Below are 15,471 nucleotides of genomic sequence, written 5' to 3' on the forward strand. Positions count from 1 at the left end.
TGCGCGTTTCGGCAAGGATTGCTTCGACCGTGTTCGTCTGGCTGCGGCGGCTCCCCAGCATGCGCCCCTGTGGGCGTGGAGGGCCAACCGACTAACGAGTGGCAAGGTGGCGGCCCGGATCGTATGCCAGGAGCATACGGACCCTATGCAGACGGTACTCCAGGGCCGGACAAACCCCCAGCCGCGGCAGGAGATTCTTCTCCTAACCAGCACCCCGAGGATGCGCCGGCGGATACGCCCGGCGGCCCCCCGCACGTGTTCGGAAGGGCGTAACAAGATGACTCGCCACGAGCTGACACGATAATCTCGTAACGCTCATCGTCGGCCCGGATTCCCGAGGTTCCGGGCCGACAATCCAACTCTTCCGTAGATCATTTCGAGGAGTTGACGGGATGCAAGAGCGTGTGGAGAGCACCACGTTCGGTAAAGTGTTGACCAGCTTTTTTTTAATCCCAACTCTGACTGCGGTCATTCTGACGAACCTCCCCGAATCAGGGATCAAGGGCCGGCTGAGCGGCATCGCCGCTCCGTACCTCTACGCCACCGGCCTCGATCAGCGCTGGGACGTCTTCGCACCAAATCCGGCGGACACGGCGGTGCACGTCGAAAGCCGCGTCGACTACGCGGATGGAATGTCGTCTTTCTGGAATTTCCCCTGTCGATCCGGATTTGCGGCCTACCAGGATTATCACGGATGCACCTTCGCCGTGTACCTCTCGGTGGGCGGTAAGAACAGTCTGTGGCGACCCTTCACCGAACACCTGGCGAACCGGGCGCGGGCCGAGGGGCGACAGCCGATCCGCGTGACAATCCTGCGTTACACGTCACGGTCCTTTCCTCCCGGACCCGGACCTGAACGGGGACCATGGCTCAATTCTGACCTGTTCACCCAGGTTCTGGGCAGCCCGGCATGAACCACCTCATATCCCGGATTCTCACGGGATGGAACCGCTTCTGGTTCGAACCTCAATCGACGGCGCCTCTTGCCGTGTTCCGCATCGCATTCGGTTTGGTCGCAACGCTATGGACCGCATCGTTGTGGCGCGATCTCTTCATCTTGTTCGGTCCTGACGGAATCATGCCCAAGCCGACCCCGATGCATCCCGGCACATGGGGGCTGTTGTTCCTATACCCGGGCAGACCGGCGATCACCATACTCTTCGTCATGACGTTCGTGGGGGCGATCGCGCTCACCGTCGGGTTCCGCACCAGGCTCGCGGCTGTCGTCGTATTTCTCGGGATTCTCTCTTTCAACCGCGACAACCCTCTGGTACTGAACTCAGGCGACGACCTGCTCCGCATCCTCGCACTGTACTGCGCGCTCTCCCCGGCTGGTGCGGCATTGTCATTGGATCGACTACGCACCAATCCTGATCGCTTTTGGGAATCTCCTAGACGGGCTCCGTGGGCGCTACGCCTGATCCAAATCCAGCTGAGCATCATCTATCTGTCGGCGTTTGCACACAAAATCAGCGGTGAGCAGTGGCGAAACGGAACGGCGGTGTCCTACGCTCTCCGGATCGAAGATATGCACCGCTTTCCTACCCCCTCCTTCATCACTCACTCGGTGACCATCACCGAGATTCTGACATACGGAACGTTGATAGTCGAACTGGCTCTTGGATTACTGATATGGAATCGATCAACTAGACCGTGGGTACTCGGCCTGGGCGTCCTACTGCACCTGTCAATCGAGTACTCCATCGAGGTAGGTTTCTTCAGCTGGACAATCCTCACTGCATATCTGGCGTTCATCCCTGCCCACACGGTCAACCGATACGCGCTGGCCCTGCGCGGCCGCCTACGCGGCCGCACAGTGTCGGCTGGCGGCCACAGCCTCGGGCAATTACCAGCCAGGTAACTGCACGTCTTCCGCACCGAGAGCAGCCTGGTTCGGCGCAGGCATCCGCAGGGTGGCGCTCACGATCTCGGTTCGTTTCGTGGAACATCACTGCTCACCCGGCCACACTCCGTGATCATCAGGTCCAATGATTACCTTCTATTATCGCGCGATTAATCGCGCTGGCGATCCCATAGCGGGGATCACGCAGTTGATGTGGTCCGAAATCCGAGAAACTGTGAGGTTGCCAGTGAGCCCACGATCGAAACTCGTTCTTGTCGCGACTGTCATGGGTATCACCGCAGTGTTTGGGGTGGGCACTGCCCAGGCCCACGAACTTCATCGTGCCGGCAGCAGCAGTTGCCCTTCTGATGGGTCTACATGTGGTGGTGGAGGAGAAGCTCCTTCGCCGTCGACAGGCTGGAATCCGGAACATCCGGAGTGGGGTGTGCCTGGTCCTTCCTACATGGAGTGACAGCGACAGGGGACGCCTCCCCTCGTCGTCCCGAGGTAGCTCGTGGTCTATCAGTGCATAGGCGACGATTCGCATGCTTGATCGGCGCCGACACGGCGCGAGCCTGCCGCACTATCGAGCGAACGAGCGAGCATGACCACGCCACGCCCAGGTGATCAGCTGAGGCGTCGAATCAGTCAGCTGAGCCGGGCCGAGGTGACGGCCACGGTGCTCCTCGTCGGCGTCCTGGGTGTCCTACTGGCCGATCTTGTGTCCGGGATGATCCACGGGCACTTGACCGGGTGGCTCAGCACCGGGTGGCGGTGGGGACTCGAACTGGCGTTCGTCGTCCTGCTGTCGGTAGCCGGGGCTCGGGCAACCCTCATCGACCCGCTCACCGGCCAACATCCGTCCGGATTCGCCCGTGAGTGCCTAGTCGGGGTCGCGAACGGCACGGTGGGGTTGAGCTCCGTGATCGGCATCGGGATGTCGGTACTCGGCGCGTTCTCGCTCGGCTTGGGCGACGCCGCGTTCAAGGCTGTGTTCGGTGCCCCTGCCGGGTGGATGCTCGGCCTCGGTATCCCGATGGTCGGCACCGGGACGGTGGTCCTTCCGATCTTCTGGGGCGCGGCCGCCAACAATCCGCGCTTCGGTAGGCCTTTCGGCCGCACAGCCCCACGACAGGTGTTCATCGTGGCCGTCGCGATCCTGCTCGCGTTCCTCGGCCTCGGCCTGCTGTTGCGCCTAGTACTGCAACGGCGCTGATTGTCAGGGTGGCGGTCGTTGACCCCGACTCGCGGTAGGGCTCTCGAGAGGATGCCCTCGTCGACGAGCGTCGCCAGTCGCCTGGCGAGCCGGTTTCTGGCGCAGCCCAGCACACGGTGGAACTCAGCGAAGCCGCGATCCCGTAGACGCCTCGCGCAGGATCAGCAGGTTCCATTTTCGCCGACGATGTCGAGGGTGCGGCGGATGGAGCAGTTCTCGGCGCTGTAGCGCAACCGGTCCGGGTGCATACCTCAGCGTGACTGGGTTGACATTCGAAACTCATCGTGGCAATGTCAGTTCACTTGAACAACTCAGCACGTCGCGGAACATATCCCGCGAGAACCGGAGGTCTGTGTCATGCCGATGCTCGATGCGTTCATCCCACAGGGCGCACTGCCCGTCGAAGCCGAGGAGAAGCTGCTGGCCACCCTCACCGACATCCTGATCCACCACGAAGGCGCCGATCCGTCCAACCCCGCAGTGCGCTCCATCGCCTGGATCTTCGTGCACCGGCCGGCGGCAGTATTCGTGGCCGGGGCTCCCGCGACTGAGCCGCGGTATCGGTTCATCCCGTCGGTGCCCGAGGGCCAGTTCACTGACGAGCGGCGCCGAACCATGGTCGAGGCCATCACCGAGGCGGTGCTGGACGCCGAAGCCGGCGCCCACTCGCGTGACCCAATGCGGGTGTGGGTCTTCCCGAACGAGGTCCCCGATGGCACGTGGGGCGGCGGCGGGCGCATTCACACTCTGGCCGATATCGCCGGGTTCGCCTTCGGTGACCGCGAAAAAGGTCGCGCCTACGCCGAGCAGGTGCTCGCCGGACGGCGCGGCACCCCGGTGGCAGTCTGACCGCGCGGGGCGCCGCAGCGCTGCCCCGCCCACCAATCCGGACTCGATTTACCAGCCAGGGAGCCTAAGTGACGTTTCACCCGTTTCAGCGAGCCATCCTGCGGCGGTCCACCAATGAGTACGCCTGTCTTCTGGCCCCCAACGCCCAGTTGCACAGCCCGGTGCTGCACCTACCCTTCGCCGGGGCTGCCACGGTCGCCGCAATGCTACCGGTGCTGCGCGCCAACTTCACCGAGCTGGTCTACACAGACACCTTCGAGGCGCCCGCGACGCGCGCGGCCATCTTCCGGGGACAAATCGCCGCCCGGGACGCCGAAGGACTGCTCCTGCTGCGCCTCGACGGTGACGACCTCGTCGAGCACGTCACGGTCATGCTGCGCCCCATGAGTGTCGGCCAAGCCCTCGCCCAGGCCATGGCCACGAAGATCGAACGGCTGCCCGACAACACCTATCGACTACGGTCGGCATCCAACGCCTGACCAAGGGAGCGCGCCAGCCCGATCACTTCCGTCGGCTTCGCAACACCGCGCGACGCGGCCGGTTAATCCCGGCTGGCGTTGAGACACCGCCAAGCGCTCCACGATCTTTACCGTTTGTTGACCCCGAGCAAGGTTGGTACTTGGCGCGCCTGCGCCAGGCTATGTCTGTTCATGAGACTCAACTAGATGACCCAGACAGCCAACACGGAGGAGAGAACCGCGCCACGCCGACGCACGACGCATTCATCTCCTCCGGCGCTCAGTAGGTCGAAGGAGGATTCACCCATGCAAAACCTCGGACCCCTTGATGGGCGGCCAGCTTGCGCCGACGCGGCACCGAAGAGCATTCACGCGTTTCGTACCGCGGTCGAAGCTCATGACCTCTATGCTCTTGGCCGGAGCCTCGCGCCGGACGTGGTATTTTATCCGCCAATCGTCGACAATCCCTTTCGGGGTCGAGAGCGGACGGTCGCAGCTTTGACATTCGCCGCAACCGCGTTCGGGTTCACAGACGAGTTTCGGTATACCTCCGAGTTGCGAGGAGGCAAAGCCGTTGCGCTCTTCTTTGAGACACGGATCGATGGAAGCTTCCTTGAGGGGGTCGATCACCTGTTGCTCGATGACGACGAGCTGGTTCGAGAACTGAGGATCACAATGAGACCAATCTCCAGCATGCAGAAATATGTTGGTTTTGTTCGAGAGGCGATCGCTTCGGGACAACTGACCAATCCGTAAGAGACCCGTCGCCCCACGCTGTTCTGCTGCGGCGGAATGGTGTCGGGGATCGGGGCCTGGTCGCCTCGGACACCAGCGACGAGCAGTGGGCTCTGATCCCGCCGATCCTGCCGGAGGTCAAGACCGGAGGCCAGCCGGAGAAGCATCCCCGCCGCGCGTTGGTGGACATGATCCTTTATGTGGTGCACATCGGATGTGTGTGACGGCCACTGTCGGCCGACTCGGCCAACTCTTGCCGCGCGTGGCTTCCTCGCAAGTACGTCAAAGACGGAACAACAGACTTTGGACAGGTCTAGAATCGGCGGATAGCCATCGCCGCCGCAACAAATATCGGTAGCGTGCATGAGATCGCCCAGCTCGATTATGTCTTCTTTATTGAAACCGGTAGTGTGATACACGCGGTGGGCCGTTATCCGGAAGGCTGGCGTCGACAACGCCACCCTTTCGGAATTCGACTGATCGCCAATGTAACACTACGGAGAAATCTTATACACGCGATTCTCGCTGCTCCCCAGTGCCACGCTCGGCTGGTTGATGCCGTAGGTCCGGCAGACTCCGACAAGCTCCTTGGGCAGGTCGGTTTCCTGACACTCCCTCATGCGGTGGATCCAAGCTTAGTGCCGTTGCAGTACTAGCTCGCTAGGAGCAACAGGTCACTCGGAGCTACCAATACGAGCGGCCTACCCGTTGATCGCGGCGACGATCGGGTAAAACACGTCCCGTTCTTCAATCCGCGCGATATCGTCGCGGCTGAACCCAACTCCGGTGAATCGCTCCATGGCGAGGAATGCGCGAGCGTAGCAGTGTCGGATGTCGGCGAAATCCAGTCCCTCGAGTGCGGTCAGCGACTCCGGATCGGTGATATCGGCGAAGTCGTAGATGTTCCAGTCCGAGACACCGGCCACGCCGGCGCCGTCGCGGCTAAATCCCAGGGCGGTCAGTGCGTTGACGTCCCAGAAGAAGCTGGCTGCCCGGCCTCCCTGGGACAGCGCCGCTGACGCGAAGAACCCCGTTGCGCCCCCGGGCTCGATGGCGAGAACAGCGTCGCCGATCGTGGCGACGCCGACGGTGTCAAAGAAGTCGTGGTTGGCCAAGCTGTCGGGCGCGGTCAGCCCGAGCGCCGAGAGTGGCGAGCACCTCGGCCTTCGTGCGCCCGGTGACCACAGTGATACAGGCGCCAGAATCTTGCTGCCAATCGTGTCGTATCCAGTCGCATGCGGCCTCCGGGCGTTCAACGATCGATGGCTCGGGTTCGCCGCGTAACCGGTGGCCGAGCTTGTCGGTTCGTTTGTGTATGGCTGGAGGGCTGGGTGGCGCCGGCCAGAGGACCAGCTCATAAGCCTCCCAATCCGCCGGGTCGTCGCGGCCGGTTGCGTGCACCCGGAGGCGGTAGTCGCGTGGCGGTGATGGCGTCCAGGTCAGGTCAGTCGTCATCGGTCCGGCGGGGCCGTGCAGTGTGATCGAATCGCCGCTCGCGGTCCAGCTGAGCTCGACGACCTCATCCCAGCTGCTGATGTTGATCTGATCGGGTGCGCGCGGTTGGACCGTGATCGAGACGTAGACTTTCCCGTTCGCCCGCCCGGTGCAGATCAGTACACCGTGCTGGTCCGCTTGGACCAGTCCATTGCCGGCGAAGGTGACTGTCTCGGTCGGGAACGGGCCGTCCGTAAGGGTGAATTGATGCCCACTGAGGTCTACGTATCCGCCGTAGTACAGCGACGGAACGGATGATTGCATCGGCAGCGACTCCTATGATCATTGGGTTGCTGACGTTAGCGCCCGAGGGTTGTTGCAGCCAGGAAACCAGCTCAACTTTCGGAAAGCGCCTGGATGAACCGGCATGTCGGAGGAGATGGAAGGTCATCTGCGCATCAAGATCCACGATAGACACCGCAGATTCTCAGCTCCCATTGACTTGAATACGGAGATGGCCGCCCAGCTTCCTCCGGACGACCCGGGTACTCGCGAGGGAGCTGGTCCCGGGCCGTGGCGGTACAGCGGGTTCCGCTGGCTGTTCGTCGGCCAGTCGGTCTCGCTCGCCGGCGGATCCATGACGCCCGTCGCGCTGTCCTTCGCGGTGCTCGACGCCTCCGGACGCAGCGCGGACCTGGCCCTCGTGCTCGCCACGCAAAGCCTCACGCTGCTGACGTTTCTCCTGCTCGGTGGCGCGGTGGCCGACCGGGTACCGCGCGACGCGGTCCTGATGTCGTCCAATCTCGGCGCCTTCGCGACCCAGGCGACCGTTGCGGGTGTGCTGCTGAGCGGGCACTACCACCTGGGACTGATCGCCGCGCTGGAAGCGGCGAACGGGGCCTGTGCCGCCTTCACCACTCCCGCGCTGCGTGGAGTGCTACCGCAGCTGGTCGAGCCGGCCGCACTGCCCAAGGCGAACTCGATCATGTCGAGCGTGCGCAGCGCCACCAAGGTGTTGGGGCCGACCGTGGCCGGTCTCGTCGTCGCCGTCTTCGGCGGCGGCTGGGCCATCGCCGTCGACGCGGCAAGCTTCGCCGTGGCTGCCTTCTGCATGACTCGATTGGCTCTCGGCCCGACCGACCCGGCAGCCCGGACAAGTCTTGCCGATGACCTGCGCGAGGGTTTCGACCAGTTCCGCTCCCGATCATGGGTCGTCGTCATCGTCGCTACTTTCGCGGGCTGCAACTTCATTCTGGCCGGTGTCTGGCTGGTCCTCGGCCCCTCGATCGCGCAACGCGGCATCGGCAGCGGCGGGTGGGGGGTCGTACTCAGTGCCCAAGCGGTCGGCATGCTCATCATGGGGTTGCTCATGTACCGGATCACCCCTACCCATCCGCTGCGCTGGGGACAGGCGGGCGCCGCCCTGTTCGCCCTGCCCCTGCTCGCGCTCGGCCTGAGCCTGCCCACGCCATGGCTCGCTACCGCGGCGCTGCTGGCCGGAGCGGGCGCGGCGGTCACCGGCATCACCTGGGACACCGCACTGCAACAGCACGTGCCCCAGCGCGCCCTCTCCCGGGTGGCCTCCTACGACAACCTCGGATCGTTCGCGACGGTGCCGCTGGGTCAGCTGGCCGTCGTACCCATCGCCGCCGCACTAGGTGCAACCCACGTCGCCCTCGGCGGTGCGATCGTCTGGGCGGCGCTGACTCTCGGGGCACTCGCCGCGCCCTCAGTCCGCGACCTTCACCGAGTCGTGCGCTGAGAAACCAGGAGATCACATCTCGATCGTTGACGCACTTTCGGCCTCACAATTTTCTCGAGCTATGGGCAACACTCGCTGCGTAACCCAGCAGTATGGGATCGCCAGGACGTTTAATCGCACGATAAGCGGGAGTAATAATTTGACGTAACCTGGCCTGTCTGTTGAAGATCTAGCACTTCAGCCGTACTGCCTGGCCTGGTGACACGCCTCTCCTGTCCGAATCCGATAGGCATAACATATACAGCAAATTCGCTAATTCACTCTTTAACGTGCGGAGAGGTTCATTTATCTCGGGCGTCGCTAGGCTGAAGAATCGGATCAACTTCGCGAACGGAATCAACAGTGGTTCGCTGGCATGTCACCGTCACCGCCGTGGCGATCGTGCTGCTCTCGGCGCTCGCCGGGTGCAGCGCTCGGCTCCCCACCGCGACCGCGGTCGTGCCACTGCGCCCCGGCGAGGTGCATCCACCGACCACGTTGACGATGTGGTCGTTCCACAGCGGCCCGGAAGCCGAGTCGGTCGAACGGGTGTTGGCGCGGCTGCACCGGGACCACCCGTGGCTGACCGTGCGGCTGGCCCAGGGCAAGTCCGACTTCCAGGTCCTGCAGGGCATCTACTCCGGCGACCGGCCGGACATCGCTGTGCTGGCCAGCCCGGACAACGTGGCCAAGTTCTGCTCGACCGGGGCGATGCCCGACCTGGGCCGCCTCGCGGCCGAGGACGGCATCACCCTGTCCAAGGTCGTTCCGCCGCAGGTACTGAATACCGCGAGCTATCAAGGCAAGACGTGCGTACTTCCATGGCTGACCGATGCCGAAGGCCTGTTCTACAACAAGACGATGTTCCGCCGCGCCGGCATCACCCGCCCGCCCCGGACACTGGCCGAGCTCGAGGCGGACGCCGAGAAGCTCACGACCTACCGGCCGGACAGGTCGATCGAGACCGCCGGATTCGTACCGTTGAGCACCTTCTACCACACCAACCACATGACCTGGGGTCCGACGTTCGGCGCATCCTGGTATCGACCGGACGGACGCTCCGCGCTGGCGGACGACCCGCGCTGGGCGCGGGGCCTGGCGTGGCAGAAGCACTACATCGACTCGGTCGGCTTCGAGAAGCTGCGCCGGTTCACCGCGGAGGTCGGCGCGAATTCGGAGTACACCCCCGGCAACGCGTTCGAGACCGGCAAGGTCGCGATGATCATGGACGGCGAGTGGCGGGTCATGTACCTGGACAAGGAGTCCCGGGTGGACTACGGCACCGCGCCGTTCCCGACGCTGGACGAGTCCGATTACGGCTCCGGCCAGATCGGCGGCACCATGATCAGTTTCCCGTCGAACGCGCGGGACCCGGCCGCCTCCTGGCTCGCAGTCAAATACCTTGCGCTGGACACCGGAGCGATGAACGAGATCGCCGACCGGCTGCAGAACATTCCGACGACCTACGAGTCGCTGAAGACCGCCGCCTACGCCCGCACACCGGCCAACCAGGCATTCGTCGGCATCCTGCGCCATCCCCGCTCCGCGTGGAAGCAGGTGACCCCGGCGGGCAAGGTCGATCTGCACCTGCTCGGCTCCTTCGTCGAACGATACGAGTCGGGGCAGGTCCCGGAGCTCGGCCTCGGATTGCGGCAGCTGGCCAGTGACATCGACACCCAGGTGACGCTGCGATGAGGCGCGCGGTGCGCAGGCGGCTGACCGTGCTGGCGTTCCTGTCGCCGTGGCTACTCGGGTTCGCCGCGTTCATCGGGTACCCGATGCTGGCCAGCCTGTACTTCTCGTTCACCTCCTACACCCTGGGCAGCGCGCCGCACTGGGTCGGGCTGGCGAACTACCGGCTGATCTTCGCGGGCGACCCGGTGTTCTGGCAGTCGATGCGCAACACCGCGTGGATCATCGGCATCGCGGTGCCCGCGAAGATCCTGTTCGCGCTGGGCATCAGCGTGCTGCTGGTCCGGGTCCGGCACGGCCTCGGGGTGTACCGGGCGTTGCTCTACCTGCCCGCGATCGTCCCGCTGGTCGCGGCCGGGCTGTCGTTCACCTACCTGCTCAACGCCGACGGGCCGCTCAACCGGCTGCTCGGTGCACTGGGTCTGGGGCAGCCGCTGTGGTTCTCCGACCCCAACTGGGCTAAACCGGGGCTCGGGCTGCTGCTGCTCTGGGCATCCGGCAACACGATGATCATCTTGTTCGCGGCGCTGCTCGACGTGCCACGCGACATCTACGAGGCGGCCACGATCGACGGCGCCCGGGGTTGGCGGACGTTCCGGTCGGTGACGCTGCCGTCGATCTCACCGGTGCTCTACTTCGCGCTGCTGCAGGGCGTCATCGACGGCTTCCAGTACTTCACCCAGGCCTACGTGGTCGCTACATCGGTGTCCGCCGATGCGGTACTCGGCTCACCCAACGACTCGACCATGTTCTACGGCACCTGGCTCTACCAGCAGGCCTACACCTACTTCCACCTCGGCTACGCCTCGGCGCTGGCCTGGATCCTGTTCGTCGTGCTGTCTGCGGTCACGCTCGTACTCATCCGGGTGTCGCGGCGCTGGGTCTACTACGCGGGCGGATGAGGATCATGACCACACACCCTCGGCACACTCGAGCCCTGCTGTACGTGGCACGGCACTGCGTCCTGATCGGGGTCTGCCTGGCGCTGCTGCTGCCGTTGCTGCTGATCATCGGGATGGCATTGATGCCGGACGACGAGGCGCTCGGCAACAACCTGCTGCCCCACCACATCGACTGGAGCAATTTCGGCCGGGTGATTGGGCTGTTTGCCTTCTGGCGCTACCTGGCCAACTCGCTGCTCTACTCCGGACTGTCCACGATCGGGGTACTGATCTCGTCGCTGCCGGTCGCCTACGCACTGGCCCGGCTGAACTGGCGGGGCCGGGAGAACGTCATGCTGATCATCCTGGCCACCACCATGCTGCCCACCGCGGTCACCAGCGTCTCGCTGTACTCGGTCTACGTGAATCTGGGCTGGATCGGCACGCTCAAGCCGCTCATCGTGCCCACGTTCTTCGGTGACGCCTTCTCGATCTTCCTGCTGCGCCAGTTCCTGCGCACCATCCCCCAGGAGCTGATCGACGCCGCGCGGGTCGACGGCGCGAGCGAACTCGGCATCCTGCTGCGCATCATCGTGCCGCTGGCCAAACCCGCACTGGTCGCGGTCGCGTTGTTCAACCTGGTCGGCACCTGGAACGACTTCTTCGCGCCGCTGGTCTACTCCGGCGCCAACGAGGAGGCGTGGACCCTGAGCGTCGCACTGTCCCAGTTCACCCAGCTGCAGCGAGGTGCGCTGTATAACCTGCAGATGGCGGGCACCCTGCTGCTCGCCGCTCCGATCCTGGCGGTGTTCCTGTTCGCGCAACGCACCTTCGTCGACGGCATCACACTCACGGCGGCGAAGCGGTGACCGCTGATGACGCGCTGCTACGAGACGGTCCGGAGCTGGCCGAGGCCCTGGATCAGCTCGGTGTATTCGGCGAGGACCGGCACGACCTCATCGCGACACTGCCCCGTGCACCGTTGCTCCACGCGCTGGTGACACAGACCGCCCACTCCGTGCTGGAGACCCTCGGGAGCCGGGAGACCAGTCCCCGGCTGCGTCGCGCGCCGTCCGGGACCGGGCTGGCCGGCCGGTACTTCTATGTGCACGTCTGCCTGGTGCTGCTGCCGCACGTGCTGGCCTATCACCGGGAACGCGGCATCCCGGAGGGGGTCTCGTGGGCCACGTTCGACGCGCTGGCCACCAACCTCGCCCGGTGCCGACGCATCCGGGGCCAGGGCGGGTTGGACCGATCCGAGTCGGAATGGGTGGTCACGGTCTTCCGAGGGCTCGTGTACCGCATCGGTCGCCTCGTCTTCGAACGCGACTTCGTCGGGCCCGAGGTGGCGGCGGCGCTACCGGAGCGGGCCGATGCCCAGGCCGACGCACTGGGCGTGCACATCCCGGCGTCCGGGCCGCTCCTGCCCGGCGACTGCGACCGGGCGTTCGCCGACGCGACCGGGTTCTTCGCCCACCACTTCCCGCTGGACTCCTACCGGATCGCGCACTGTCGCGCCTGGCTGCTGGACCCGCAGCTGGCCGAATACCTGCCGCGCGGCTCCAACATCCTCCGGTTCGCCGAGCGCTTCCGATTATTGCCCGGCGAAGCGGACGGCGACCAAGCGGTCCTGCACTGGGTACTCGAATCCGTCGATCCATGGGTGCTGGACCCGACGACATCCCTGCAGCGGGCGGCACTCGCGCACCTGCGCGCCGGCGGCCACTGGCACACCCGCCTCGGCTGGCTACCACTACCCGACCCACCTACCCGAGGGAAGTCCGATGGCTGAGGTCCACTACCGGGACGCCTCACGTGTCTTCCCCGGCAGTACACCCGTGCGGGCGGTCGACGCACTGAACCTGCAGGTCGCCGACGGCGAGTTCCTCGTACTGGTCGGACCGTCCGGATCGGGCAAGTCCACCGCGCTGCGCATGCTCGCCGGTCTGGAAGACGTGGATGAGGGCACGATCAGCGTCGGCGGTCGCGACGTCACCGACATCCCGGCACGAGACCGCGACATCGCCATGGTGTTCCAGTCCTACGCGCTGTACCCACACATGAACGTCGCGGACAACATGGGGTTCGCGCTCAAGCTCAGGCGGCGTCCCCGGACCGAGATCACCGAGCGGGTCGCCGAGGCCGCTCGGCTGCTCGACCTGACCCCGTACCTGGACCGGCGACCCGCCGCGCTGTCCGGCGGACAACGCCAGCGCGTCGCGATGGGCCGCGCGATCGTGCGGGAACCCGCCGTCTTCCTGATGGACGAGCCACTGTCCAACCTCGATGCCCAGCTACGCGTCGAGACCAGGGCGAACATCACCGCGCTGCAGACCAAGCTGAGCACCACCACCCTCTACGTCACCCACGACCAGGTCGAAGCCATGACGATGGGCCACCGGGTCGCCGTGCTGCGCGAGGGCAGGCTCCAACAGTGCGATACACCACGCGCTCTCTACGACCGGCCGGCCAACACATTCGTGGCCGGCTTCATCGGCTCACCGGCGATGAACCTCCTCACCGTTCCGATCAGCCCGTACGGCGCCGAACTCGGCGGCCTCACCGTCCCGCTGACCCGCGCGAGCCACCGGTCCCGGCTCATCCTCGGCGTGCGCCCGGAGGCGCTGCGGCTGGTCGACATCACCGATCCCGGGATGCTGATGACAGTTGAGCTCGTCGAGGAGCTGGGCGCGGACGCCTACGTCTACGGTCGGGCACGACTGGGCGCCACCACCGAGCGCATCGTCGTGCGAACGCCCGGATCACGGACCCCCTCCTACGGACAGCAGGTCCGCGTCGGGCTGAACCAGCCGCACACCGTGCACCTGTTCGACCCCGACACCGGAGAGCGGGTGAACCCGTGACCGGTGGCGCTCACCGTTCGGCCGACGCAGTCGGCTGGGAGAGCACGACAGTGCGTCACGCGTTATGGATCGGCGGAGGCCAATGGGCAGGCAAATCCACTGTCGCTCGGCTACTCGCCCACCGATACGGCGTCACCGCCTACCACTACGACCGGCACGACGCCCGCGCTCATCAGGACCGTCGAATCGCCCGCCGGGTGAGACTGGACGAGCCGATCGCCGATCCCGACCCGGACGCCGTCTGGGTCGACACCACGCCAGAACGGATGGCCGCCGACACTCTGGCCGGGTTCCCGATCCGGTTCGAATGGGTGCTGGACGACCTGCGCGCACTGGCGTCCGGGCGCCCGATCATCGCGGAAGGATGGGGGCTTCGACCCGAGCTGATCGCTCCCTTCATCAACTCACCGCGCCGGATGGTGATCCTGGTCCCCACCCCGGAGTTCCGCCTGCATCAGCTCCGCACGCTGCCCCGCGCGACGACGCTCGGGCACCCGGTCAGCGACCCCGACCGCGCACAGCGCAACCGGCTGGAGCGAGACCGTCTGGTGGCCGACGACGCCGTCCGGACAGCGAACGAACTCGGCATCCAGATGATCGAGGTCGACGGCTCCCGGGACGTGGCCTGCATCGCAGCCGACGTCGCCGACCATTTCCGGCCCTACCTCCCACCACCAGAAGCCGGATAACCTTTTCTCGGCGACGCCCGGACCACCGAGGTGCACCGCAACCTGGGAGACCTGGCCGTGCTCTTCGTGCTCGACACCGCGCACCGTAGGTCGACACCGCGCAGTGTGCACACCACGCGGTGTGAACCTACGGTGCGCGGTGTCGCCGGGTAGGGATGCGACGGTGTACGTGCCTCTCTCGTTCTCAGCACTGTCGTGGGTCGCGGCTCAATGCGGTCGTGACGCAAGCGTCGTGACGACCGAGCGACTCATCGGCGGGATCACAGCGTGTGTCGATCGGATAACGGTGCGAGCCGGCACCGGTCCACTGCGCCACGTCGTGCTGCGGCGGTGGACAGACCCCGAAATGTGGACGGACGGGCTGATCGAACGCGAGGCCGCGGCACTCCACGCCGTGCGGGATCAAGGCATCGCCGCGCCGCGGCTGCTCGGGTCTGATGCGACAGGTCAGCAGGCCGGGGTCCGGGCGCTGCTGATGACCGAGTTGCCGGGGAGGGTCCTGCTCGCGCCACCCGACCTGGACCACTGGCTCGCTCGCCTGGCTCGCTCGCACGCGGACATCCATGCGATGGAATGCACTCTGTCCGCGCGTAGCGACGGCTGGTTCGACCCACAGGTCGACCTCGGATGGATCCACGATCGCGGGCTACGACGTGACGCGCTCGTCACGGCGAGCACGCAGCTGAGCACCGAACACGCTGTACTCGTGCACGGCGACTACCAGCACTTCAACATCCTGTAGACCGGCACCGAAATCAGCGGAGTCGTGGACTGGACCATGGCAGGTCGCGGCTCACGCGGCACCGACGTCGGCCACTGTCGCCTCAACCTCGCCGTTCTGTTCTCCGCCGACGCCGCTGACGCCTACCTGCACCACTACGAGCAAGCATCGGGTGTCAGGGTCGAAGCCAGGGCGGACCTCCGAGCGTTGCTGTGCTGGAACACGAGCTGGCTGGACTTCATCCCGAACCAAATCGCCGGGCGAGCACCACTGAACACAGACGGTATGCCTGGCCGAGTCATCGAAACAATTCGCCGTTCCCTCGCTCGACTCGAGTGAATCGGCTTC

16 protein-coding genes and 1 pseudogene are annotated in these 15,471 nt (G+C 65.3%); 15 read left to right on the forward strand and 2 right to left on the reverse strand.

Going from position 1 to position 15,471, the window contains the following annotated elements:
* The first annotated feature begins 392 nt into the window (after positions 1-392).
* The 7 genes from G406_RS56845 (at position 393) to G406_RS59730 (ending at position 5,325) form a co-directional block, all read left to right on the forward strand.
* Positions 393-914, forward strand: coding sequence for a hypothetical protein (locus G406_RS56845; protein ID WP_156934901.1), 522 nt, complete (start codon positions 393-395; stop codon positions 912-914).
* On the forward strand, positions 911-1,861 hold the full coding sequence (locus tag G406_RS47200) for an HTTM domain-containing protein (protein ID WP_084216103.1): 951 nt from the start codon (positions 911-913) through the stop codon (positions 1,859-1,861). Before G406_RS56845 ends, G406_RS47200 begins: the two co-directional genes overlap by 4 nt.
* Positions 1,862-2,447: 586 nt before the next feature.
* Positions 2,448-3,059 (forward strand): hypothetical protein, encoded by a 612-nt coding sequence (locus G406_RS0115655; RefSeq protein WP_156934902.1) that lies wholly within the window; start codon positions 2,448-2,450, stop codon positions 3,057-3,059.
* A gap of 357 nt (positions 3,060-3,416) precedes the next feature.
* Positions 3,417-3,908, forward strand: coding sequence for a tautomerase family protein (locus G406_RS47205; protein WP_051342161.1), 492 nt, complete (start codon positions 3,417-3,419; stop codon positions 3,906-3,908).
* A gap of 68 nt (positions 3,909-3,976) precedes the next feature.
* Positions 3,977-4,387, forward strand: coding sequence for a hypothetical protein (locus tag G406_RS47210; protein WP_037076808.1), 411 nt, complete (start codon positions 3,977-3,979; stop codon positions 4,385-4,387).
* Between the two features lie 285 nt (positions 4,388-4,672).
* Complete coding sequence (locus tag G406_RS56850; RefSeq protein WP_156934903.1) at positions 4,673-5,122, forward strand: nuclear transport factor 2 family protein; 450 nt, start codon at positions 4,673-4,675, stop codon at positions 5,120-5,122.
* A gap of 56 nt (positions 5,123-5,178) precedes the next feature.
* A complete protein-coding gene (locus G406_RS59730; protein ID WP_425414595.1) occupies positions 5,179-5,325 on the forward strand; it encodes a transposase in 147 nt (48 codons plus the stop codon).
* Positions 5,326-5,802: 477 nt separating this feature from the next.
* Here the strand turns inward: G406_RS59730 and G406_RS54055 are convergent, their stop codons facing one another.
* Both G406_RS54055 and G406_RS56855 read right to left on the reverse strand, forming a co-directional pair.
* Complete coding sequence (locus G406_RS54055; protein WP_028934576.1) at positions 5,803-6,216, reverse strand: hypothetical protein; 414 nt, start codon at positions 6,214-6,216, stop codon at positions 5,803-5,805.
* Positions 6,194-6,859 carry a hypothetical protein gene (locus G406_RS56855; protein WP_156934904.1) on the reverse strand — a complete coding sequence of 222 codons (666 nt, stop codon included), beginning with the start codon at positions 6,857-6,859 and terminating at the stop codon, positions 6,194-6,196. Before G406_RS56855 ends, G406_RS54055 begins: the two co-directional genes overlap by 23 nt.
* 190 nt (positions 6,860-7,049) lie before the next feature.
* On the opposite strand from G406_RS56855, the gene G406_RS47220 reads away from it, so the two are divergent.
* The 8 genes and pseudogenes from G406_RS47220 to G406_RS59540 all read left to right on the forward strand — a co-directional run bounded on the left by G406_RS47220 (position 7,050) and on the right by G406_RS59540 (position 15,462).
* Entirely contained in the window at positions 7,050-8,297 is a 1,248-nt protein-coding gene (locus G406_RS47220) for an MFS transporter (RefSeq protein ID WP_084216104.1), read from the forward strand.
* 342 nt (positions 8,298-8,639) lie between these two features.
* Positions 8,640-9,971 (forward strand): extracellular solute-binding protein, encoded by a 1,332-nt coding sequence (locus G406_RS47225; RefSeq protein ID WP_051342162.1) that lies wholly within the window; start codon positions 8,640-8,642, stop codon positions 9,969-9,971.
* Positions 9,968-10,870 carry a carbohydrate ABC transporter permease gene (locus tag G406_RS0115690; RefSeq protein ID WP_028934577.1) on the forward strand — a complete coding sequence of 301 codons (903 nt, stop codon included), beginning with the start codon at positions 9,968-9,970 and terminating at the stop codon, positions 10,868-10,870. The genes G406_RS47225 and G406_RS0115690 overlap by 4 nt, the downstream gene beginning before the upstream one ends.
* Positions 10,871-10,875: 5 nt before the next feature.
* Positions 10,876-11,718, forward strand: coding sequence for a carbohydrate ABC transporter permease (locus G406_RS0115695; protein ID WP_037076810.1), 843 nt, complete (start codon positions 10,876-10,878; stop codon positions 11,716-11,718).
* Positions 11,715-12,641, forward strand: coding sequence for an acyltransferase domain-containing protein (locus G406_RS47230; RefSeq protein WP_051342163.1), 927 nt, complete (start codon positions 11,715-11,717; stop codon positions 12,639-12,641). The genes G406_RS0115695 and G406_RS47230 overlap by 4 nt, the downstream gene beginning before the upstream one ends.
* Positions 12,634-13,713, forward strand: coding sequence for an ABC transporter ATP-binding protein (locus G406_RS0115705; RefSeq protein ID WP_028934579.1), 1,080 nt, complete (start codon positions 12,634-12,636; stop codon positions 13,711-13,713). The genes G406_RS47230 and G406_RS0115705 overlap by 8 nt, the downstream gene beginning before the upstream one ends.
* Complete coding sequence (locus G406_RS0115710) at positions 13,710-14,402, forward strand: hypothetical protein (RefSeq protein WP_028934580.1); 693 nt, start codon at positions 13,710-13,712, stop codon at positions 14,400-14,402. Before G406_RS0115705 ends, G406_RS0115710 begins: the two co-directional genes overlap by 4 nt.
* A gap of 286 nt (positions 14,403-14,688) precedes the next feature.
* A pseudogene (locus G406_RS59540) lies at positions 14,689-15,462 on the forward strand (aminoglycoside phosphotransferase family protein).
* The last annotated feature ends 9 nt before the right edge of the window (positions 15,463-15,471 follow it).

The sequence above is a fragment of the Actinospineispora spinosispora DSM 44797 genome (genome assembly GCF_000429025.1).
Taxonomy (GTDB): domain Bacteria; phylum Actinomycetota; class Actinomycetes; order Mycobacteriales; family Pseudonocardiaceae; genus Pseudonocardia; species Pseudonocardia spinosispora.

Excerpts from the sequence above, each read along its gene's own strand:
- G406_RS56850 (WP_156934903.1), top strand. The coding sequence starts at position 4,673 with ATGCAAAACCTCGGACCCCTTGATGGGCGGCCAGCTTGCGCCGACGCG.
- G406_RS47205 (WP_051342161.1), top strand. The coding sequence starts at position 3,417 with ATGCCGATGCTCGATGCGTTCATCCCACAGGGCGCACTGCCCGTCGAA.
- G406_RS0115690 (WP_028934577.1), top strand. The coding sequence starts at position 9,968 with ATGAGGCGCGCGGTGCGCAGGCGGCTGACCGTGCTGGCGTTCCTGTCG.
- G406_RS0115695 (WP_037076810.1), top strand. The coding sequence starts at position 10,876 with ATGACCACACACCCTCGGCACACTCGAGCCCTGCTGTACGTGGCACGG.
- G406_RS47200 (WP_084216103.1), top strand. The coding sequence starts at position 911 with ATGAACCACCTCATATCCCGGATTCTCACGGGATGGAACCGCTTCTGG.
- G406_RS0115655 (WP_156934902.1), top strand. The coding sequence starts at position 2,448 with ATGACCACGCCACGCCCAGGTGATCAGCTGAGGCGTCGAATCAGTCAG.
- G406_RS56845 (WP_156934901.1), top strand. The coding sequence starts at position 393 with ATGCAAGAGCGTGTGGAGAGCACCACGTTCGGTAAAGTGTTGACCAGC.
- G406_RS47220 (WP_084216104.1), top strand. The coding sequence starts at position 7,050 with ATGGCCGCCCAGCTTCCTCCGGACGACCCGGGTACTCGCGAGGGAGCT.
- G406_RS56855 (WP_156934904.1), bottom strand. The coding sequence starts at position 6,859 with ATGCAATCATCCGTTCCGTCGCTGTACTACGGCGGATACGTAGACCTC.
- G406_RS0115705 (WP_028934579.1), top strand. The coding sequence starts at position 12,634 with ATGGCTGAGGTCCACTACCGGGACGCCTCACGTGTCTTCCCCGGCAGT.